This window comes from Brevundimonas sp. LM2 (genome assembly GCF_002002865.1).
Taxonomy (GTDB): Bacteria; Pseudomonadota; Alphaproteobacteria; order Caulobacterales; family Caulobacteraceae; genus Brevundimonas.
In genome coordinates, this window is the sequence record NZ_CP019508.1 from 3,339,375 (window position 1) to 3,355,994 (window position 16,620).

At 66.1% G+C, this 16,620-nt stretch carries 13 protein-coding genes; 5 read left to right on the plus strand and 8 right to left on the minus strand.

From position 1 onward, the window contains the following. Nucleotides 1-3 precede the first annotated feature (3 nt). From BZG35_RS16450 to BZG35_RS16460, 3 genes are read left to right on the plus strand one after another with little or no spacing between them, the layout of a single operon-like run. The gene (locus tag BZG35_RS16450) at nt 4-1,569 is read left to right on the plus strand and encodes an alkaline phosphatase (RefSeq protein WP_077357327.1); all 1,566 of its coding nucleotides are present in this window, start codon (nt 4-6) and stop codon (nt 1,567-1,569) included. 11 nt (nt 1,570-1,580) lie between these two features. Further along, complete coding sequence (locus tag BZG35_RS16455) at nt 1,581-2,384, plus strand: hypothetical protein (RefSeq protein WP_077357329.1); 804 nt, start codon at nt 1,581-1,583, stop codon at nt 2,382-2,384. Nucleotides 2,385-2,428: 44 nt separating this feature from the next. Beyond that, nucleotides 2,429-3,085 carry a TetR/AcrR family transcriptional regulator gene (locus BZG35_RS16460; protein ID WP_077357331.1) on the plus strand — a complete coding sequence of 219 codons (657 nt, stop codon included), beginning with the start codon at nt 2,429-2,431 and terminating at the stop codon, nt 3,083-3,085. A 49-nt stretch (nt 3,086-3,134) separates the two neighbouring features. On the opposite strand, the gene treF is transcribed toward BZG35_RS16460, so the two are convergent. From treF to BZG35_RS16485, 5 genes are all read right to left on the minus strand, one after another. Continuing rightward, a complete protein-coding gene (treF, locus tag BZG35_RS16465; protein WP_077357333.1) occupies nt 3,135-4,772 on the minus strand; it encodes an alpha,alpha-trehalase TreF in 1,638 nt (545 codons plus the stop codon). A gap of 97 nt (nt 4,773-4,869) precedes the next feature. Then, complete coding sequence (locus tag BZG35_RS16470) at nt 4,870-7,563, minus strand: TonB-dependent receptor (protein ID WP_150126078.1); 2,694 nt, start codon at nt 7,561-7,563, stop codon at nt 4,870-4,872. 113 nt (nt 7,564-7,676) lie between these two features. Beyond that, nucleotides 7,677-8,720 (minus strand): FecR domain-containing protein, encoded by a 1,044-nt coding sequence (locus BZG35_RS16475; protein ID WP_171981996.1) that lies wholly within the window; start codon nt 8,718-8,720, stop codon nt 7,677-7,679. Continuing rightward, complete coding sequence (locus BZG35_RS16480) at nt 8,674-9,273, minus strand: RNA polymerase sigma factor (RefSeq protein ID WP_216351863.1); 600 nt, start codon at nt 9,271-9,273, stop codon at nt 8,674-8,676. The genes BZG35_RS16475 and BZG35_RS16480 overlap by 47 nt, the downstream gene beginning before the upstream one ends. Nucleotides 9,274-9,437: 164 nt before the next feature. Further along, nucleotides 9,438-10,616 (minus strand): serine hydrolase, encoded by a 1,179-nt coding sequence (locus tag BZG35_RS16485; RefSeq protein ID WP_253189208.1) that lies wholly within the window; start codon nt 10,614-10,616, stop codon nt 9,438-9,440. A gap of 850 nt (nt 10,617-11,466) precedes the next feature. On the opposite strand from BZG35_RS16485, the gene BZG35_RS16495 reads away from it, so the two are divergent. Beyond that, nucleotides 11,467-12,288: an alpha/beta fold hydrolase gene (locus tag BZG35_RS16495; RefSeq protein WP_077357341.1), complete on the plus strand. Its 822-nt coding sequence runs from the start codon at nt 11,467-11,469 to the stop codon at nt 12,286-12,288. After that, a complete protein-coding gene (locus BZG35_RS16500) occupies nt 12,266-13,837 on the plus strand; it encodes an ATP-binding protein (RefSeq protein ID WP_077357343.1) in 1,572 nt (523 codons plus the stop codon). The genes BZG35_RS16495 and BZG35_RS16500 overlap by 23 nt, the downstream gene beginning before the upstream one ends. Before the next feature lie 167 nt (nt 13,838-14,004). Here BZG35_RS16500 and BZG35_RS16505 read toward each other — a convergent pair whose 3' ends face one another. From BZG35_RS16505 to BZG35_RS16515, 3 genes are all read right to left on the minus strand, one after another. Beyond that, nucleotides 14,005-14,649 carry a TetR/AcrR family transcriptional regulator gene (locus BZG35_RS16505; RefSeq protein ID WP_077357345.1) on the minus strand — a complete coding sequence of 215 codons (645 nt, stop codon included), beginning with the start codon at nt 14,647-14,649 and terminating at the stop codon, nt 14,005-14,007. Between the two features lie 48 nt (nt 14,650-14,697). Then, a complete protein-coding gene (locus BZG35_RS16510) occupies nt 14,698-15,501 on the minus strand; it encodes an SDR family oxidoreductase (RefSeq protein WP_077357347.1) in 804 nt (267 codons plus the stop codon). A 183-nt stretch (nt 15,502-15,684) separates the two neighbouring features. After that, on the minus strand, nt 15,685-16,485 hold the full coding sequence (locus BZG35_RS16515; protein WP_171981997.1) for a tryptophan-rich sensory protein: 801 nt from the start codon (nt 16,483-16,485) through the stop codon (nt 15,685-15,687). Nucleotides 16,486-16,620: the final 135 nt, after the last annotated feature.

A 16,620-nucleotide genomic window follows, 5' to 3' on the forward strand; every position in this document is an offset into this window, starting at 1 on the left:
ACGATGACCGACCTCCAGACCGTTTCGCGTCGCCGCCTGCTGAGGAGCGCCGCGACGCTCGCCGCGCTGTCTCTGGCTCCGGTCTCGGTCTGGGGGTGCGTCTCGGCGCGCGTCCCGCTGGGCGGCTATCCGTTCACCCTGGGGGTCGCATCGGGCGATCCCCTGGCGGACGGATTCGTCGCCTGGACCCGGCTGGCCCCCAGGCCGCTCGAGGCCGACGGCGGCATGCCCGCCGCCCCGGTCGAGGTCCGCTGGATCGTGGCCGAGGACGCGGCCCTGACCCGCGTCGTCGCCGACGGTCGGACCATCGCCGCGCCCGAGGCCGGCCACTCGGTCCATGTGGAGGTCCAGGGCCTGCGACCCGACAGGGAGTACTGGTACCGGTTCATGGCGGGCGGCGAGGCCAGCCAGATCGGGCGGGCCCGGACCACGCCGGCGGCCGGCGCGCCGGTCGATCGCCTGAGGGCGTGCTTCACCTCGTGCCAGAAATACGAGGCGGGCTTCTATGCCGGCTATCGCCATCTGGTCGAGGAGAACCCCGACCTGATCCTGTTCCTGGGCGACTACATCTACGAGGGCGATCCGGGCAGCCGCCAGAGCGTGCGCCTGCACCAGAACCCGGAGCCCCTGGACATCGGCGGCTACCGCGTCCGCTACGCGACCTACAAGACCGATCCCCTGCTTCAGGCCGCCCATGCGGCCGCCCCCTGGGTCGTCATCTGGGACGACCACGAGGTGGTCAACGACTACGGGGCCGACCGGGGCGACGGCGCAGATCCGGCGAGCTTCCTGGCCCGGCGCGCCGCCGCCTACCAGGCCTATTTCGAGCACATGCCCCTGCGTCGGACGATGCGGCCGGTCGGCCCGGACATGCAGCTGTACCGGACCGTCGACTGGGGCGACCTGGCCCAGTTCCAGCTGGTCGACGACCGCCAGTACCGCGACGCCCCGCCCTGCATGGCCCCCGGGCAGACGGGCAAGCTGATCGCGGACTGCGACGATCGCCGCGACCCCGCCCGCTCGATCCTGGGCGGGCGGCAGGAGGCCTGGCTGCTGGACACCCTGGCCCGTTCGGACGCGCGCTGGAACCTGCTGACGCAACAGACCCTGTTCGGCCCGATGGCGGTGCGCGACCCGGCCGACATGACCCAGGCGCGGTTCTCGAACGACGGCTGGGACGGCTATCCGGCCGGCCGCGACCGCATCACCGCCCGGTGGGTCGAGGCCGGCGTCTCGAACCCCCTGGTCCTCGGCGGAGACATCCACGCCTTCGCGGCGGGGACGATCCGGAACGGCCCGGACGGCCCGGTCGTCGCCAGCGAGTTCGTCGGCGGCTCCATGACCTCCCTGGGAATGGAGCCGGCGATCGCCAGTCTGATCAAGGGGCTGAACCCACGGCTCGAGGTGCTGGAAACGGCGCGCCGCGGCTATGGGCGGCTGGACCTGACTGCGGGTCGGGCCTACGTCGCCTTCCGCGCCCTGGCCGACGCCCGCGATCCCGACAGCGCCCTGTCGACCCTGAACGCCTTCGTCGTCGAGAATGGCCGCGCCGGCGTGACGGCCGCTTGAGGACACCGACGATGCGCATGCTTCTGTTCGCCGCCGCGATGGCCTTGTCGACCCCGGCGGTGGCCGATCCGGCCACGACCGCGCCGGCCGAGGTCCTGCGTCGCATTCCGGCCGAGGAGGCGCGGCAGGGCGTGGCCGTCGATGCCGACCACCTTTACGCCATCGATAACAGCCGCATCGGCAAATACGATCGCGCGAGCGGTCGCAGGATGGCGGCGTGGTCCGGGGACCCGGCCCTGATCCCGCATCTGAACAGCTGCTCGGTCGTCGAGCGCCAGCTGGTTTGCGCCTCCTCCAACTATCCGGCCACGCCTATGACCAGTTCGGTCGAGGTCTTCGACCTGGAGACCCTCACACACAGCGGCTCGGTCTCGCTCGGCCCCGGCACGGGGTCGCTGACCTGGGTCGAGCGCCACGACGGCTTCTGGTGGGCGACGTTCGCGAACTACGACGGGCGCGGCGGCGACACCGGCCGCGATCACCGCAGCACGGTGCTGGTGAAGTTCGATGACGACTGGCACCGGCTGGAGGCCTGGCTGTTCCCGGAGACGGTCCTGGCCTGGTTCGCCCCATACAGCAGTTCGGGGGGTGTCTGGGGCGATGACGATCGTCTGTATGTCACCGGCCACGACGAACAGGAGCTCTATGTGCTGGCCCTGCCGGAGGCCGGCGGCCGCCTGATCCATGTGGCGACGATTCCGGTCGCCGCACGCGGCCAGGCCGTCTCCTGGGGCGGGGACCGGACGGTCTGGGGCATCGATCGGAGCACGCTGGAACTGATCGAGATGCGGCTGCCCCTCGTGATCACGCCCTGACCGCGACGGGTGGTCGGGCGAGCGGCTCGATTGTATCAAACCCCATGGCCACTGAGACCGCGCTCGAAGCCGCACCCGACCCCAAGGCAACGCTCAGCCGCGTCGATGCCAAGCTGCGGACGCGCTCCCGCATCCGATCGGCGGCCGTCGCCCTGTTTCGCGAGGAGGGATTCGACAATGTCACAACCGCCCAGATCGCCGCCTCGGTCGGGGTCACCCAACGCACCCTCTTCCGTCATTTTCGGACCAAGGACGCCATCCTGTTCGACGACGATGGACTGGTGGAACTGTTCGAGGCCACCCTCGGCCGGAACCTGGCCCAACATCCGCCGCATGAGGCGATCCGGTGTACGATCCGTGAAATGGGCGCGATCTACGATCGACACGCCGCCCTGTTCCGGGCGCTGCATGCCGTGATTATCCAGTCCCCGATGCTCCGCGCCTTTGCTCGTGAACGGACCGCGCGGATCGACGATCTGGTCGCCTGGGGCCTCGAAGGCCACGAGGCCTTCCACGATCGAGCTGGCCCTGCCGACGTGTCCAGCCAGGCCACCGCCGCTGCGCTGATGGGGGCCGTGCGCGTCGTCACGGACGCGTGGCTGGAAGAGCGGATGCCCGGGACCATGGTCACGCTGTGCGATCGATCGTGGGCGGCATTTGCGCCGATCCTGGACTGCAAGGTGCGCTTGTCAGTGCCGTGAAGCCTAGCAATCGATACGCCCATCGCCAAGCGGCCCCATGACTTGGGGCCTATGGAGTGTCGGGAGCAGGCGTGTCGTGTGACGGAGCACCCGATGCGGCGGCGGGATGGTCGGGGTAGCGGTCCAGCAAGGCGCGCGTCACGCCGTTGGTCCATCCGAACCCGTCCTGAAGCGGATACTCGCCGCCGCCGCCCGGTCTCTGCTCCTCCACGTCGTATTTCTCCAGCAATTTTCCGGTCTCGAGATAGACGCGCTGGACGGTCGCCAACCAGCGCACGGCGATGGTCTCGGCCAAGGCGTCGTGGCCGTAGCGGTTCAACCCCACGACGGCCACCCACTGCAGCGGCGCCCAGCCGTTTGGCCGGTCCCATTGCTGGCCAGTAGTCACCGTCGTGGTCCGAAGGCCGCCCGGCGCCACCAGGTCGGCCTCTGCCAGACGCGCCGTCGCCCGGGCCTGGGAGGGCGTGGCCAGACCTGCGAACAGCGGATAAAGCATGGCGGCGGAGACCCGGTCCGTCAGACGCCCGCTCCGGAGGTCCAGGTCGCCGAAGCGGCCTTCGGACCGGCTCCAGAGATGGCGATGAATTGCCCGGCGCCTGGCGGCGGCGCGCCGCTCGAAGTCCCGCATGCAGGCGCGCTCGGCAAGGGCCCGGCAGTGTGCGGCGATGGTCCGCTCCAGAGTCCACATCAGGCTGTTGAGATCGACCGGCACGATTTCTGTGGTCCGGATCGAAGCGAGGCGCTGGGGGTCGTCAAGCCAGCGCGAGCTGAAATCCCAGCCGCTCTCGGCCCCCGAGCGCAGGTGTCGATACATCTCCGGCGCAGGCCGATCCGCGGCCGCGGCCGCTGTCGCCACGTCCTCGCTCCAGGACTCATCGCGCGGCGTGTCGCGCTCGTCGTAATAACGATTCAGCAGGGCCCCGTCGGGCATCCTCACAACATGGGCGCAGGCGACCTGGGTCCGGACGCAGGCCTCGCCCGCCATCCAGAAGGCATGTTCCCGGCGCATCGCGCGAAGCTGGCGGTCCAGGCTCTCCGCGTCGTCGCGCGTCGACAGGCCTACCATTAGCGCGAAGAAGGGCGGCTGGGACCGGCTGAGGTAGTAGGTGCGCGAGCCGTTGGGGATCAGCCCGTGGGTCTCGACCATCGCCTCGAAGTTCTCGACCATGGATTCGAGCAGATCGGCCTGGCCGTCGGCGGCCAGGCCGAGCAGGGTGAAATAGCTGTCCCAGTAGTAGATCTCGCGAAATCGACCGCCGGGAACGACATAGGGCTGGGGCAGGGCCAGCGCCGAAGAGCCCTCGACGGGCTCGAGCGCCGGCCGGGTCAGCACCGGCCACAGGGCGGCGATATGATCCTTGAGCGGCAGGCGCGCCAAGGATGCGTCGGCCTCCGGCATCGGTCCAGCCTCGGGAAGGATGAAGCGCGCCTCCACGAAGCGCCGTAGTGCCGCGTCGTCGGCCGGTTGCTCGCGTGCGTAGTCAGCCATGATCCGGGCCACCGACACGCGCGGGGTCGCGTCAACGAAGGTCTTGCCGTCGGGAAAGATCCGGCGGGCCTGAACTGCCTCGAAGAGCGGACCATAGAGATCCGAAGGCGTCGATCGCTCCGCCTGGGCCGCGCCGAGCGCGACGGCCAGAAGCCCGGCCAGAAGGCAGCGGACGACAGGAAAGCGGATGACGCGCATGAAGAACTCTTTGACAGCAAAGGCTCGCCGGGTATCGGCGAAAAGAGGCTCCGCATCGGGTCTCGCAAGGATCCGGACGCGGAGCCGGGGCGGGAGATCAGAAGCGGTAGCCGACGCCTATCCGGAACGACCGACCCAGGATCGGGCGGGCCAGGATGACCCCGCTGCCCTGGGCACCTAAGGTGCGCGGATTGCCTTCCGTCAGGCCGATCTCATCGCTCAGGTTGTCGCCCGTGAGCTGGACCTGGATCCGCTCGTTGATGTCCCAGGTGACGCCGACGTCCCATTTGTAGAAGGCCGGCAGGGTCTGCTGGTTCTGCACGTCGGAGAAGCGGTCTCCAGTATAGGCCACGGTCGTGTAGAGCGTCAGCTGACCCGCGTCTCCAAGCGGCAGGACGTAGGACGGCGTGATCCGGCCCTGCCATTCGGGCTGGCGCTGGACCCGATTGCCGGTCAGGTCCTGGGTGCCGCCGTTGGCGAAGAAGTCCTGATAGGTGGCGTCCAGCCAGGTGCCGGAGAAAGCAACGGTGAAGGCGTCGGTCGGCCGCACGCGGCCTTCGAGCTCCAGGCCTGTAGTCTCGGCTCCGCCGACCGAGGCGAGCGGCGCGCCGGACACGATGACGGTGGTGGCCAGGCCCTCGAATTCATTTCGGAACAGGGTCGCATAAAGGTCGAACCGGTCATAGGAGGCCTTCAGTCCCGCCTCGAGGCTGTCGACTCGCTGCGTTTGGCGCAGGCCGTCGCGCAGATTGTCGAAGAAGGGGAAGCTGTGCCCCCGGCTGTACCGGCCGAACGCCGACAGGGACGGCGAGAAGGCGTAGTTGGCCCCCAATGTGTAGGACGTTTCCTCGCCATCATAATCGATGATCGAGAAGGTGCCGTTCAACACAGCGGCACCGTTGTTGAACAGGGTGTTCGGGTTGGCGTCGGTGTCGACCCCGAAGGTATTGTTCTCCAGCGTCCCGTCCACCTCATGGGACTGGAATCGAACCCCGCCGTCGATCGTCAGTTCGGGCGATACCTTCCATTCGTCGGTCACATAAAAGGCCGTGTCGTTGCCGTCGTAGCTGGCGTTGACGTTGAAGAACGAACCGCCGGCGAAGCCCGCGCGGGTGACCTGCTGTAGCGCGTTGGACGCGGTGCTGCGGATCGTCATGTCCAGCCGACGGGCGTTCGGTTCGGCCGTGAGCAACTGCGCATTGCCTAGATTCCACCGGTCCTCGGAAGAGTACCGCGCGTGATAGATCCCCGCCGTTATCGTGTGGGTGCCCAGGCGGACCTCCAGCGCGAGATCGTTGACAAAGGCTTCTATGTCCTTCTCCACCCGCCAGACCCCCACCGGGATGACCAGCTGCGCAGCAGCGTTGGCTACGGCGCCGCCGCCGTTGGTGTAGGTCAGGCTGGTCAGCGCGCCGCCGAGCGACGCCGCATAGGACGCCGCCGTCTGGGGCGGCGCACCGCCGGGAACCAGGCCCGAGGTGTCCGCCGAGCCGCTGAGGAAACTCATACGGTTGCGCAGCGTGATAGAGTCGCTGAGGTCGAAATCGAGGTTCGAGCCCAGATTGACGATATCGGCGCCCCGACCGTCGGCCAGATCGACGCGGCTGCCGTCGTTCAGTACCGACAGGCGGGTCTCGTTGCCGGCAAAGGTCCCGGTTCCTGCATCGAACCCGTTCCACTCGTTTATGTCGTCGCCGTCCTGCAGGACCGGGATGGGCAGCAGCCACTGGCCCCTGTCGTTCAGATAGCGGCCGAAAACGAGGAGCGAGCCGCGCTCGAAGCGGTGGCGCACGTTCGCGGTAATCTGGCCGCCCCGCTCCGCGTCGAACTGGGGATCGCGCACGCCCGGCCCTCCGGCGTAGTAACCCCCGACCATGAAGGTCGTGTCCGGTCCAAGCGGCCCCGAGACATAGCCGTCCGCTCGCACGTCGCCGTAGTCGGTGGTCGAAAGCTTGGCCAGGCCTTCGAATTCCGGCCCGCCCTCGCGCTGGACGAAGTTGACGGTCAGGCCGGGCTGGCCCGACGAGAACAGGGCACCGGTGCCGCCTCGGACGGCTTCGACCCGCTGCAGTGTCTCGTCGATGCGGATGAGCTGGCTGTTCTCGAGGAACGACAGGGTGGACGGCGGGAAGAACGGTACCCCCTCGCTTTGCAAGGTGACGTATTCGGCATCTCCGCCCGAGGGATATCCGCGCACGAAGATGTTGGCCCCGTTCTGGCCGCCCGAACTCTCGGCGGTGACGCCGGGCACCAGTCGAAACAGGTCGGCCGTGCTGCTGGGGGCGGCCTGGCTGATGGCCTCGGCCGACAGGTTGGTCACGGCGAAGGCTGCGTCCTGACGCCGGATCCCCGCTCCGGCGGTGCCGATGACGATGACCTCCTCAATCTCGGTCGCTTGATCGGGGATGATGGTCGCATCCTGGGACGACCCTGAAGCGGGCCGTGTGGAGGTGCTGGACCGTGCGCCGACTTGCGGCGAAGCGGCACGCGCCTGAATGACATAGGCCCCCCCCGTTGTGCGTTCGTAGGCCAGGCTGGAGCCTTGCAGCAGACGCTCCAGCGCCTGCTCGGGCGTGAACTGCCCGCGTAGCGAGGGGGCGCTCTTGCCGCGTACGACAGCGGGGGCGAAGATCACCTGGCTGCCACTCTGGCGGGCCAGCTGGGTCAGTGCTTCGTTCAGGCTGTTCCGCTCGATGCGGATGGCGGCTTGCGCCTGAGCCAGCGCGGGGCTGACGGCGGCGAGTGCGACGGAGCAGAGCGCGAGCGCCCGCACGATAGATGTGGTCCTCATTTGATGTTGTCCTCCCGGCCCCCTTGGTGGAGCTCTCAGGGTTAAGGACGCAGCGTTCGCTGAAACCCGAACGGCCAACGTCGTTTTTTCTGACCGAATGGTGGAACCTAAGCTCAGCGGCGGGCGGACAGGGTGATCCTGTCGCGACGCGAGGCATCGGCCCTCAGGTCGAACCCGCGTTCGAGCGCTTCTGCGAAGACGGCTTCCTCGCCGATCCTGAAGACGCCGCTGACGCGGATGGCACCGATGCGGCCGGGGTCCAGGACCAACGGCCGGGCCGCGTACCGGTTGATCTCCTCGATGACCTCGGCCAGGGGTCGGTCGTCGAACACCACGACGCCCTCGCGCCAGCCTTCCCGGGCGTCGGCGTCGGCGACCTGCCGCACGCGCACGCCGGACGCGTCGGCGGTGAAGAGATCACGAGGCGACAGCACGACCCGCGTGGCCGAGGTGTCGCGGTCGCCGACGACGACGCTCACGCGCCCCTCGGTCAGAAGCACCTCCGTGGCACCTGGCTTCAGGCGGACGTCAAAGCGGGTGCCGTGGGCCGTGACCATCGTCTCGCCAGCCTGCACGTTGAAGGGGCGCTCGGCATCGTGCGCGACTTCGAACAGCGCTTGTCCCGCATCGAGATGAAGCCGCCGCTCATTGCCCGAATAGGCCACCCGCAGGCGACTGGAGGTGTTCAGGGTCACGCGCGAACCGTCCTGCAAGGTCAGGACCATGCGCTGGCCGACGGCGGTGGCATAGGAGGCGGGCCGCGCCGCTGGGGTCTGCCCGCCGTCGGTCCGGACGGCCCAGATTGTGACGGGCACGAAGGCCAGGACCGCCACGGCGGCCGCCACCGCCCCGAACAGACGGCGGCGCTCCGACCTGTGGCGCCGAGGCCCGAGGGACGCGCGCGCCAGCGTTGCGTGGCGCAGGGCGAGCAGTTCCGGAGTGTCCCTCAGTGATACCGCGCGCGCTTCGGCCGCCGTGAGGCGATCGTAGGCACGGGCGTACGCGGGATGACTGTCTCGCCACGCCTCGAAGCGTGCGCGATCGCCGTCCCGTTCCTGCGCGAGCGTGGCGCACCAGCGTGCTGCCTGGGCTTCAGCTGTTTCAGGCATGTCAGTCGCGGATCGGATGGCTTGGGCCCTCCAGCGCGGCGGCGACATGCACCAGGGCCCGGGCATAGTGTTTTTCGGCCGCCCTGACCGACACACCCAAAGCACTGGCCACTTCGGCCATGGTCAACTCCTCGAAAGCGCGCAGGACGAAGGCGTCCCGGGTCCGGACTGGCAAGTCTGACAGGCTCTCGCGAATGCGGACGAGGGCGTCCCTGGCTTCTAGGACGCGCTCGGGTGAAAAACCCGAACCGAAATTGAACTGGTCGTCGAATTCGTCGTGCGCCCCGGCGCGCCGCGTGATCTCGCGGCGGTTGCGGTCGCGCAGCGCGTTCGCGGCCGCCACGAACAGGAAGGTCTCTGGGCGCTCAATCTGCGTGGGATCCTTCATACGGCTCAGCCCGATGAAAACGTCCTGCACGAGATCCGGAACGTCAGCCTTGTTGGCCACGCGACGCGCGAAAAAGCGCGCCAGAGGCTGGGAGTAGCGACGTGCCAGTCCGTCCAGGAACGCGTCCCGACGGATCGCATACCCGCTCGTCTGTCCACTCGGCTTTTCTTCGCCGCATTCCCCCATGACGCCATCACCGCACGATAGCGCCATAGGCGCAACCGCCTGAGTTGGCCCGCGCCGCCCCTATGCACCAGCATGCTGCGTGAGAGCGGCCGCCCTCGAACCAGCGATCAGGCTTTAAAACGGTCGTCGCGGTCCGTCGTGGTCATGAGCGGCGTCGGAGACCGGGCACACAGTCCTTGATGAAACGTAGATTATGGCGGCGATGGAGGGGTGGTTCCATATTCCCATTCAAACGGCACCCCGGTCTCACCCAGGACGAAGCCGACCAGTTCCGCAAAGGCCGGTTCAGAGCGGACATCATTGGAGAGGATGATGACGCATCGGCCTGAAGCTTCGACGCAGACCCAGGTGTTGGCGGTGGTGCCGTTGTGGCCACCCTTGTAGAAGCCACGGCCCTGAGGCCCAACGAATGTCACCACGCCCAGTCCTGCCGCAAGATCCGGGCGTCGAAGCGAAGGCGCGAGTTCGACCTGAAGGCTGGGGAACTGCGTCGCGGTCGTAATCGCCAGTTGGGGACGCACGATCTCTTCACGCGCGGCGGGACTGAGACCCTCGCCCCGCATGAAGCCGGCGGCGAACCGCGCGAAGTCCGCGATCGTCGTGTCCATTGACCCGGCTGCCCTAACCTTGCTGCGCTCGTCGTGCGGCTCCACAGCTCCGGCTTCGTCCCATCCGTCGGCCAGATTGTTGGCGAAATCGGGACGCCAGATCAGCGAACTGTTCGGCATGCCGAAACGATCGAAGACGCGGCGCTGGGTTTCCGCACCTATCTCCAGCCCCGCCCTGCCCTTTTCGAGAACGAACTGGGACAGGATGAAGCCGTCTCCCGAATAGGCATACCGGCTGCCCGGATCGAAATGGATCCGCTCTTTCCCGTCGGGCTCGAGGAAGCCGAAATTCGGGAAACCGGTGCTGTGGGTGAGGCTCATCCGGTGGGTGATGTGGCGCCAGCGCGGGTCCAGAGCCCGCCAGTCCGCATAGCGATTAGCCAGATCTTCTGAATAGTAGTCCGTCAGAGGCTGGGCGAGGTCCTCGGCCATAGGGCGATCGAGATCGACGACGCCTTCGTCCACCAACTGCATCACCGTATAGGCGTAGACCGCCTTCGTCAGGGACGCGCCGTACATCACCGTGTCGGTCGTGAGCGGATCACGAGCGGGATTCCGAACGCCGCGCGCGGTGATGTAGACGATCTGCCCGTCGTCTATCACGGCGAGCGCCAGACCCTTTGCGCGCGTGGTCGTCATCGCAGCCTCGATCCGGGCGTCAATCGCTTCGGCGACGGTCAAAAGCGGCGGGTCAACGGTCTGACCCTGCGCCGTCGTTGCGAGGAGAGCCAATGGAAGGATGAGCCAATCGAGCATCTTCATCGGGTCGACCTTTCACCGTTGGAAGGACGCTCAGCCTTTTGGGCAAGTCTGGCAACTCAACGATTATTAAATATCGGCGGACGAGGCGAGTTCGCGTCAAACCCTTGTGCGGGCCCGTATCAACCGGGGCCGGGACGCCGTCCTCTCAAACGACAAACTCACAGTCGAAACGGAGCCCGGATCGCTAGCAACGCTCTCGTTGCGATCGACGGGCTCGTGAGATCGTTGGCTAATACTGCGCGTTATGAGCCGTGCCTTCTTGCCGCAGGTTCATGATCGGTCGCGCGGGAATCGTACGGTTCGAACACCCGAGCGGCAGAATCGGTAACAAACCGACCTGGCAGGGCCCCTAATCTCCGATCCAGTCCCGCCCCTTGGCCGGACCCGCCGTTCCGAACAAGACCTGGGCGGGTATGGCCCGTGACCGGCCTGCGGCGTCACGGATGAGTACGGCCGACGCAAACCCCACACCGGCGGCCTCTCGGCAAAGCTTGACTGCGAGCACCGTCGCCTGCTCCTGCGTCTGGAACGGACCTAAACGTCGGCGGCTCGTCTCAACCTCCCAACCATCCTTCGCCCTCACGACAGTGAAATCCTCATCAACCATATTAGTTCTCTATAGTTGTTTACTGAAGGCGGCACTTGGACTCTGATTGCCTTGATCTACGCGCCCGCCGATATTTCGCGTTTGTTAAAGCGAGCGAAACGAGGGAATTTCTTGCCATGTTGAATCGCAAGATGCTGTGATACGGACGAGCGATACCAATGCAGAAACTCGCCACGGCCCAAGCGTCACAGTAATGCACGCTTAAGCTAGGCGGTGTATCCAGACCGCAGACTGGAGATTCGCATGGACGTTCTGGCGCGCAACAATGTCACCCGGCATGGGAGTGGCGAGCTCACCTTCGTCTTTTCTCACGGGTTTGGCTGCGATCAGACGATGTGGCGACGCGTGGCCCACGCATTCGAGGCCCATGGGTCGGTGATCCTGTTCGATCTCGTCGGAGCCGGCCATTCCGATGCGACGGCCTATGATCGAACGCGATACGCGACGCTTCACGGCTATGCCGACGATGTGATCGAAATCTGCGACGCACTCGGGATCAAGGACGCGGTCTTCATCGGCCACTCGGTGAGCGCAACCATCGGGGTTCTCTCCGCCCTCAAGCGCCCCGACCTGATCGGCAGGATGGTGATGATCTGTCCGTCTCCGAGATATGCCAACACCGACACCTATCGGGGTGGATTCTCGGCCGAAGACATCCAGGAACTTCTCGACCTGATGGACAAGAACCATCTGGACTGGTCCGCGATCATGGCACCGACCGTGATGGGTGCCGACGGCGACAAGGCCGACCAGGACGACTGGCGCGACAGCGTCTGCCGCACCGATCCTGACATCGCCAAGCAGTTCGCCCGCGTGACCTTCGAGTCCGACCATCGAGCGGACTATCAAAAGCTCAAGACCGAGACCTTGATCATCGGATGCCGGGAGGATGCCCTCGCCCCGGCTGATGTCGGTGATTTCGTAAACTGGGCCGTCAAGGACAGCACGCTGCTGACACTGGAGACGTCGGGTCATTGCCCCCATGTGACAGTCCCTTTGAGGGTGATCGACGCGATCAGGCGCTTCGTTGGAGATACGTCGGATGTCCGGCTCAGCGCCGCTTGAACTCAAGGCTGCGGAAGACACCGCGTCCACCCTGTTGGCGCGCATGCCCGGCGGCCTGGTCGTCCTGGATGCGAGCCTGAGGATCCGTCGGGTCAATCCCTATTTCGCCGATCTCTGCGGACGACACGCATCGGATCTCGAACAGGGCATCCGGTTTCATGACCTGTCGAGCGTCGCCGGCCGCATCTTCATCCAGTCCCGGCTGCAGACCGAGCTTTCATTGTCCGGGCGAATTGAAGAACTGGCGCTGGATCTCTGCCGGCCGGACGGCGTGCGGGTGCCCATTCTGCTGAATGCTGTTCAGGATATCAGCCAGTCCGAGGCACCTGGGGACATCATCGTGACGGCATGGCGAGCCGCGGCCAAACGCGCCTACGAGGCGGAGGTACCCAAGGCCCGCCAGGCTGCGGCCGATGCGATGCAGGTCAAGGCGGACTTCCTGGCCAACATCAGCCACGAGATCCGCACACCGCTGAACGGCATCGTCGGCGTGGCGGGAGCCCTTCGGCGCACCGCCCTTGATGAGGCGCAACTGCGCATGCTGTCGCTCATCACCCAGTCCAGCGAGATGCTCGAACGGTTCGTCAATGATGTCCTCGACGTTTCCAAGGCCGAGGCGGGTGCCCTGGCCCTTGAACCACGCAGCTTCAATCTTCGCGCAGAGTTGGGCGGGGTGATCGAGACGACGCGAATCGCGGCTGAAGGCAAGGGCCTCCGGTTCTCTTTACGGTTCGACGACGAGGGAGACTTCATCGCCGATCCGACCCGGCTGAAGCAGGTGCTGGGTAATCTGCTGGGAAATGCGCTGAAGTTTACCCAGCGGGGAGAGGTTCGCGTCGGTATCGGCTATGACGACAAAGCGGGAGCCTTGACCCTCGAGGTCGAGGACACGGGCATCGGCTTCGACCCCGATGCGGCGGACGGTCTGTTCCAGCGCTTCAATCAGGCCGACAACAGCATCACCCGTCGCTTCGGTGGCACAGGCCTTGGACTCTCAATCGTCAAGACCCTTGTGGAGTTGATGGGAGGCACGATCGGCGTCCGATCGCGCCCGGGCGAGGGCAGCCGCTTCTCCGTGCGCATTCCGAGCACGCGGACGGTGTTAGCGCCAAAGGTCCAAGACGTTTCCGAGACCCAGAGCTCGGGAAATGTCGAACGCGTCCTTCTGGTCGAGGACCACCCGGTCAACCAGCAGGTCGTCAGGTTCATCCTCGAGGCCCAGGGTCTCGACGTCGTGATCGCGGAGAATGGCGAGATCGGCGTGGAGGCTTTCAAGACCGGGCGCTTCGACGTGATCCTGATGGATATGCAGATGCCGGTCATGGACGGCCTGACGGCGACACGCGCGATCCGTGCGCATGAAACCGCGCAAACGACGGGAACCAGGACGCCGATCGCGATGCTCACCGCGAACGCCCTGGAGGACCACAGAGATGCCGCGCTCGAGGCGGGAGCCGATCTTCACATCACCAAACCGGTGACGCCCGAACGCCTGTTGGCAGGGATCCAGCGCCTTCTGGCGATCAACGGTGCGACCGCGGTCGCTTAGACGCGACCTCTGAGACATCTGTAGATCGGGACCAGTCTGCAGGGCGCGGTTTGCCGACCTCCATCTAGGGGAAGTCGCGATGACCGTGGATGACGTTGACCGGCTGACAGCGCCAAGTTCCTTTGCGCCAATCGTCTACGGCATCTTGGCTCCCCGGGAGGCTGCAGTTACGAGATAGGATGGTCCGATTTGGTCACCACCCCGTGAGCCCTGACAAAGGCATCGACGTGCGCGTGCGCGTAATCCTGAATGTCGAGAGGCCGGGTGCCCGAGCCTCCGAGTTCGCGCTGGTGGAAATGCGCGATGAGCAGCGGTGACAGAAGCGCCACGGCCGCCACACGCGTATCGACGCGCCGCATCTCGCCGCGCTGCTGATGCTGATCGAACCGGGACTCGATCGCCAGGAGGGTCGGCTCGAGGATGTGGACGAGATAGGCCGGGCCGATCCGGTCGTTCCGCAGGCCTTCGCGCAAACCCAGGGCGTGGATCTCGGAGACTCCGAACGCCAGCCCCTCGACGATCATCTGCGCAAGCGCGGCGATCGACTCCGAGAACGGCATCTCCGCGATACGCAGGCGCTCGAGGTGCACCACCCCCTGCTTGCCGAAGTCGTCGAGCAGTGCGGCGACCAGATCCTCGCGCCGCCCGAAATAGTGTCTCACGGTGGGAACCGTCACCCCCGCTGCCGCTGCCAGCTCTCGCAGGCTTGGCGGCGGCTGGTTGCGCGCGATCAGCCGCACGCGGAACGCCTGCAAAAGCGCGGCCCGTTTCTCGTCATGTCCGGCGCTTCGCGCGCCCTTGGTTTTGGCCATCGTTTTGATGTGACAGAGGCGGCCGCCAGCCGCAATCGCAGCCGGGCCTCACCTGCCCGGCTGGAACACGCCGGACAGTTTTCGAAATCCGGCGCGCAAAAGGTTGCCGATCAGCCGGGTCCGCGTCAGCCAGTCGAGTCGGTGCCCATTTCGGCGGGTATCGAGGATGCGAGGTGCCATCCACCGCGCCACTATGCGCGTGTCGTCGCCCAACAGCGCCAGGATTCGCGCTGCCCGCGCATCGGGGATCGCGTCGGACCCGAACGCGACGCGCGTCGGCATGATGCCCGGCCTCAGAAAGCCGATCCGTACCGGGCCCGCCGCATTCTCCTTCGCCAGCACCCTGAACAGATAGGTGACCCCCGCCTTGGTTGCCCCATAGATGCCGGCGCCCTCGAGGACGAAGCCGCTGCTGCCGAGGCCTTCGGTGACCCAGATCTGCCCCCCGCCCTGCGCGCGCATCCGGTTCAGCGCGACGCTCGTGCCTAAGAGGACGCCGGTCAGGTTGGTGTCGATCATCGCTCGGATCAGGGTCGGGTCGGTCGCCGCGATGTCCTCGCCTGCACCGCCCAGCCCGGCATTGTTGATCCAGTGGTCCACGCGCCCGAATGCGTCGATGGCGGCCTGCCAGGTGTGCAGGTGCCCCGCCTCGGACCGGACATCCGCGCCCACGCCGACCGCGTGATCGGGGTGGAGCGCCCGCGCAACCGCTATCGCGTCAGAGGCGACGCGACCGGTAATGACCACCTTGCAGCCGAGCCGCAGGAATTGCTCGGCCAGGGCATGGCCGAACCCGGTCGTCCCTCCGGTGATGACGACGACCTGGCCGGGGCGAGCGACCTTTCCGGTCATGTCACAGGCTTATCGTCGTCGCGACGCGAACCTCCACGCACGCTGGCACGGAACGAGCTGGCGGGCCGCAGCCGCCCGACGGAACGCCATGGCCGCCGACGAACCACGCGTTGGCGACGGTCTGGCGACCGACGAAAACAGGACAGCCGGCAGCGGTGCATTCGCTTGCAAACCCATGGTCCATCAGGCCGCTTCCGTCCGCGCCGGCCGTCGCGCAAATGCCAGATAGGCCGCGATCGTGAGGATCAGGGCTGCCGAAGCACCAACGATCACGGCGATTTCCCCGAGCAGGACGCCCTTGTAGGCGATGCCGCCGAACGCCCAGACAAGCACCAGGGCGTAGAAGATGTTCGCTCGGTTTGCACGCATCACAACAGCGCCGACCAGGCTTCCCACGATCGCCAGGATGGCGACCCATAGCCCATCGGATAAGGGACCGCCGTCGAACCCGCCGGCATTGCCGAGCCAGCTCGAGGTATTGGCGATCGAAGCCACCGTGATCCAGGCCGTGAAAATGCTGACGGGGAAGATCACGAAGGCGAGCGTGGCGCCGCTGGGCTTGTCTTGGCGATACAGCCCGAAGAATGCGGCGAGCAGCGTCGCCAGCATCGCGAAGATGATCATGACGGTCGCGACGCTGACGCCCGTTTCAACGGTCACCAACTCCCACGACGCGTTCAGCGCCATCGCGGACGCGGTCCACCAGCCAATCCTTCGCAGTCGAGGATCGGTCAGCTTGCCATGCAGCGCCTGAAAGATCGCGTAAGCCAACATGCCCAGGAAGATGACGCCCCAGATCGCAAACGTGAAGCCGGGGGGCGTGAAGAGCGCCGGTGACTGGACCGATCGCGTCCCGATATCGTTCACGCCCATCGTGACGGTAATCTGCGAAGCCAGCGCCTGCGCCACCGCGAAGATGATCACCGCTGAGGCGCGGACGCGGTCGTTAACCAGCGGACGATCGCCTTCGGATCGACTTGTCATCAGGAACCCTCCGTATCTCAGTTGCGATAGATAATTCCCCTTATTTCCGCAATGCATTTTCGGCGGGCCGAGCGGGACGGCAACCCTTCTCATAATGTATTGCGGATGATATACGTTTTTTTTATAATGTAGAGG

Coding starts and splice junctions, on each gene's coding strand:
- BZG35_RS16480 (WP_216351863.1), bottom strand. CDS start 9,273: ATGGCGCTATCGTGCGGTGATGGCGTCATGGGGGAATGCGGCGAAGAA.
- treF (WP_077357333.1), bottom strand. CDS start 4,772: ATGCGCGTCATCCGCTTTCCTGTCGTCCGCTGCCTTCTGGCCGGGCTT.
- BZG35_RS16460 (WP_077357331.1), top strand. CDS start 2,429: ATGGCCACTGAGACCGCGCTCGAAGCCGCACCCGACCCCAAGGCAACG.
- BZG35_RS16505 (WP_077357345.1), bottom strand. CDS start 14,649: ATGGCCAAAACCAAGGGCGCGCGAAGCGCCGGACATGACGAGAAACGG.
- BZG35_RS16515 (WP_171981997.1), bottom strand. CDS start 16,485: ATGACAAGTCGATCCGAAGGCGATCGTCCGCTGGTTAACGACCGCGTC.
- BZG35_RS16450 (WP_077357327.1), top strand. CDS start 4: ATGACCGACCTCCAGACCGTTTCGCGTCGCCGCCTGCTGAGGAGCGCC.
- BZG35_RS16475 (WP_171981996.1), bottom strand. CDS start 8,720: ATGTCGCCGCCGCGCTGGAGGGCCCAAGCCATCCGATCCGCGACTGAC.
- BZG35_RS16470 (WP_150126078.1), bottom strand. CDS start 7,563: ATGAGGACCACATCTATCGTGCGGGCGCTCGCGCTCTGCTCCGTCGCA.
- BZG35_RS16500 (WP_077357343.1), top strand. CDS start 12,266: ATGTCCGGCTCAGCGCCGCTTGAACTCAAGGCTGCGGAAGACACCGCG.
- BZG35_RS16455 (WP_077357329.1), top strand. CDS start 1,581: ATGCGCATGCTTCTGTTCGCCGCCGCGATGGCCTTGTCGACCCCGGCG.
- BZG35_RS16510 (WP_077357347.1), bottom strand. CDS start 15,501: ATGACCGGAAAGGTCGCTCGCCCCGGCCAGGTCGTCGTCATCACCGGA.
- BZG35_RS16485 (WP_253189208.1), bottom strand. CDS start 10,616: ATGAAGATGCTCGATTGGCTCATCCTTCCATTGGCTCTCCTCGCAACG.
- BZG35_RS16495 (WP_077357341.1), top strand. CDS start 11,467: ATGGACGTTCTGGCGCGCAACAATGTCACCCGGCATGGGAGTGGCGAG.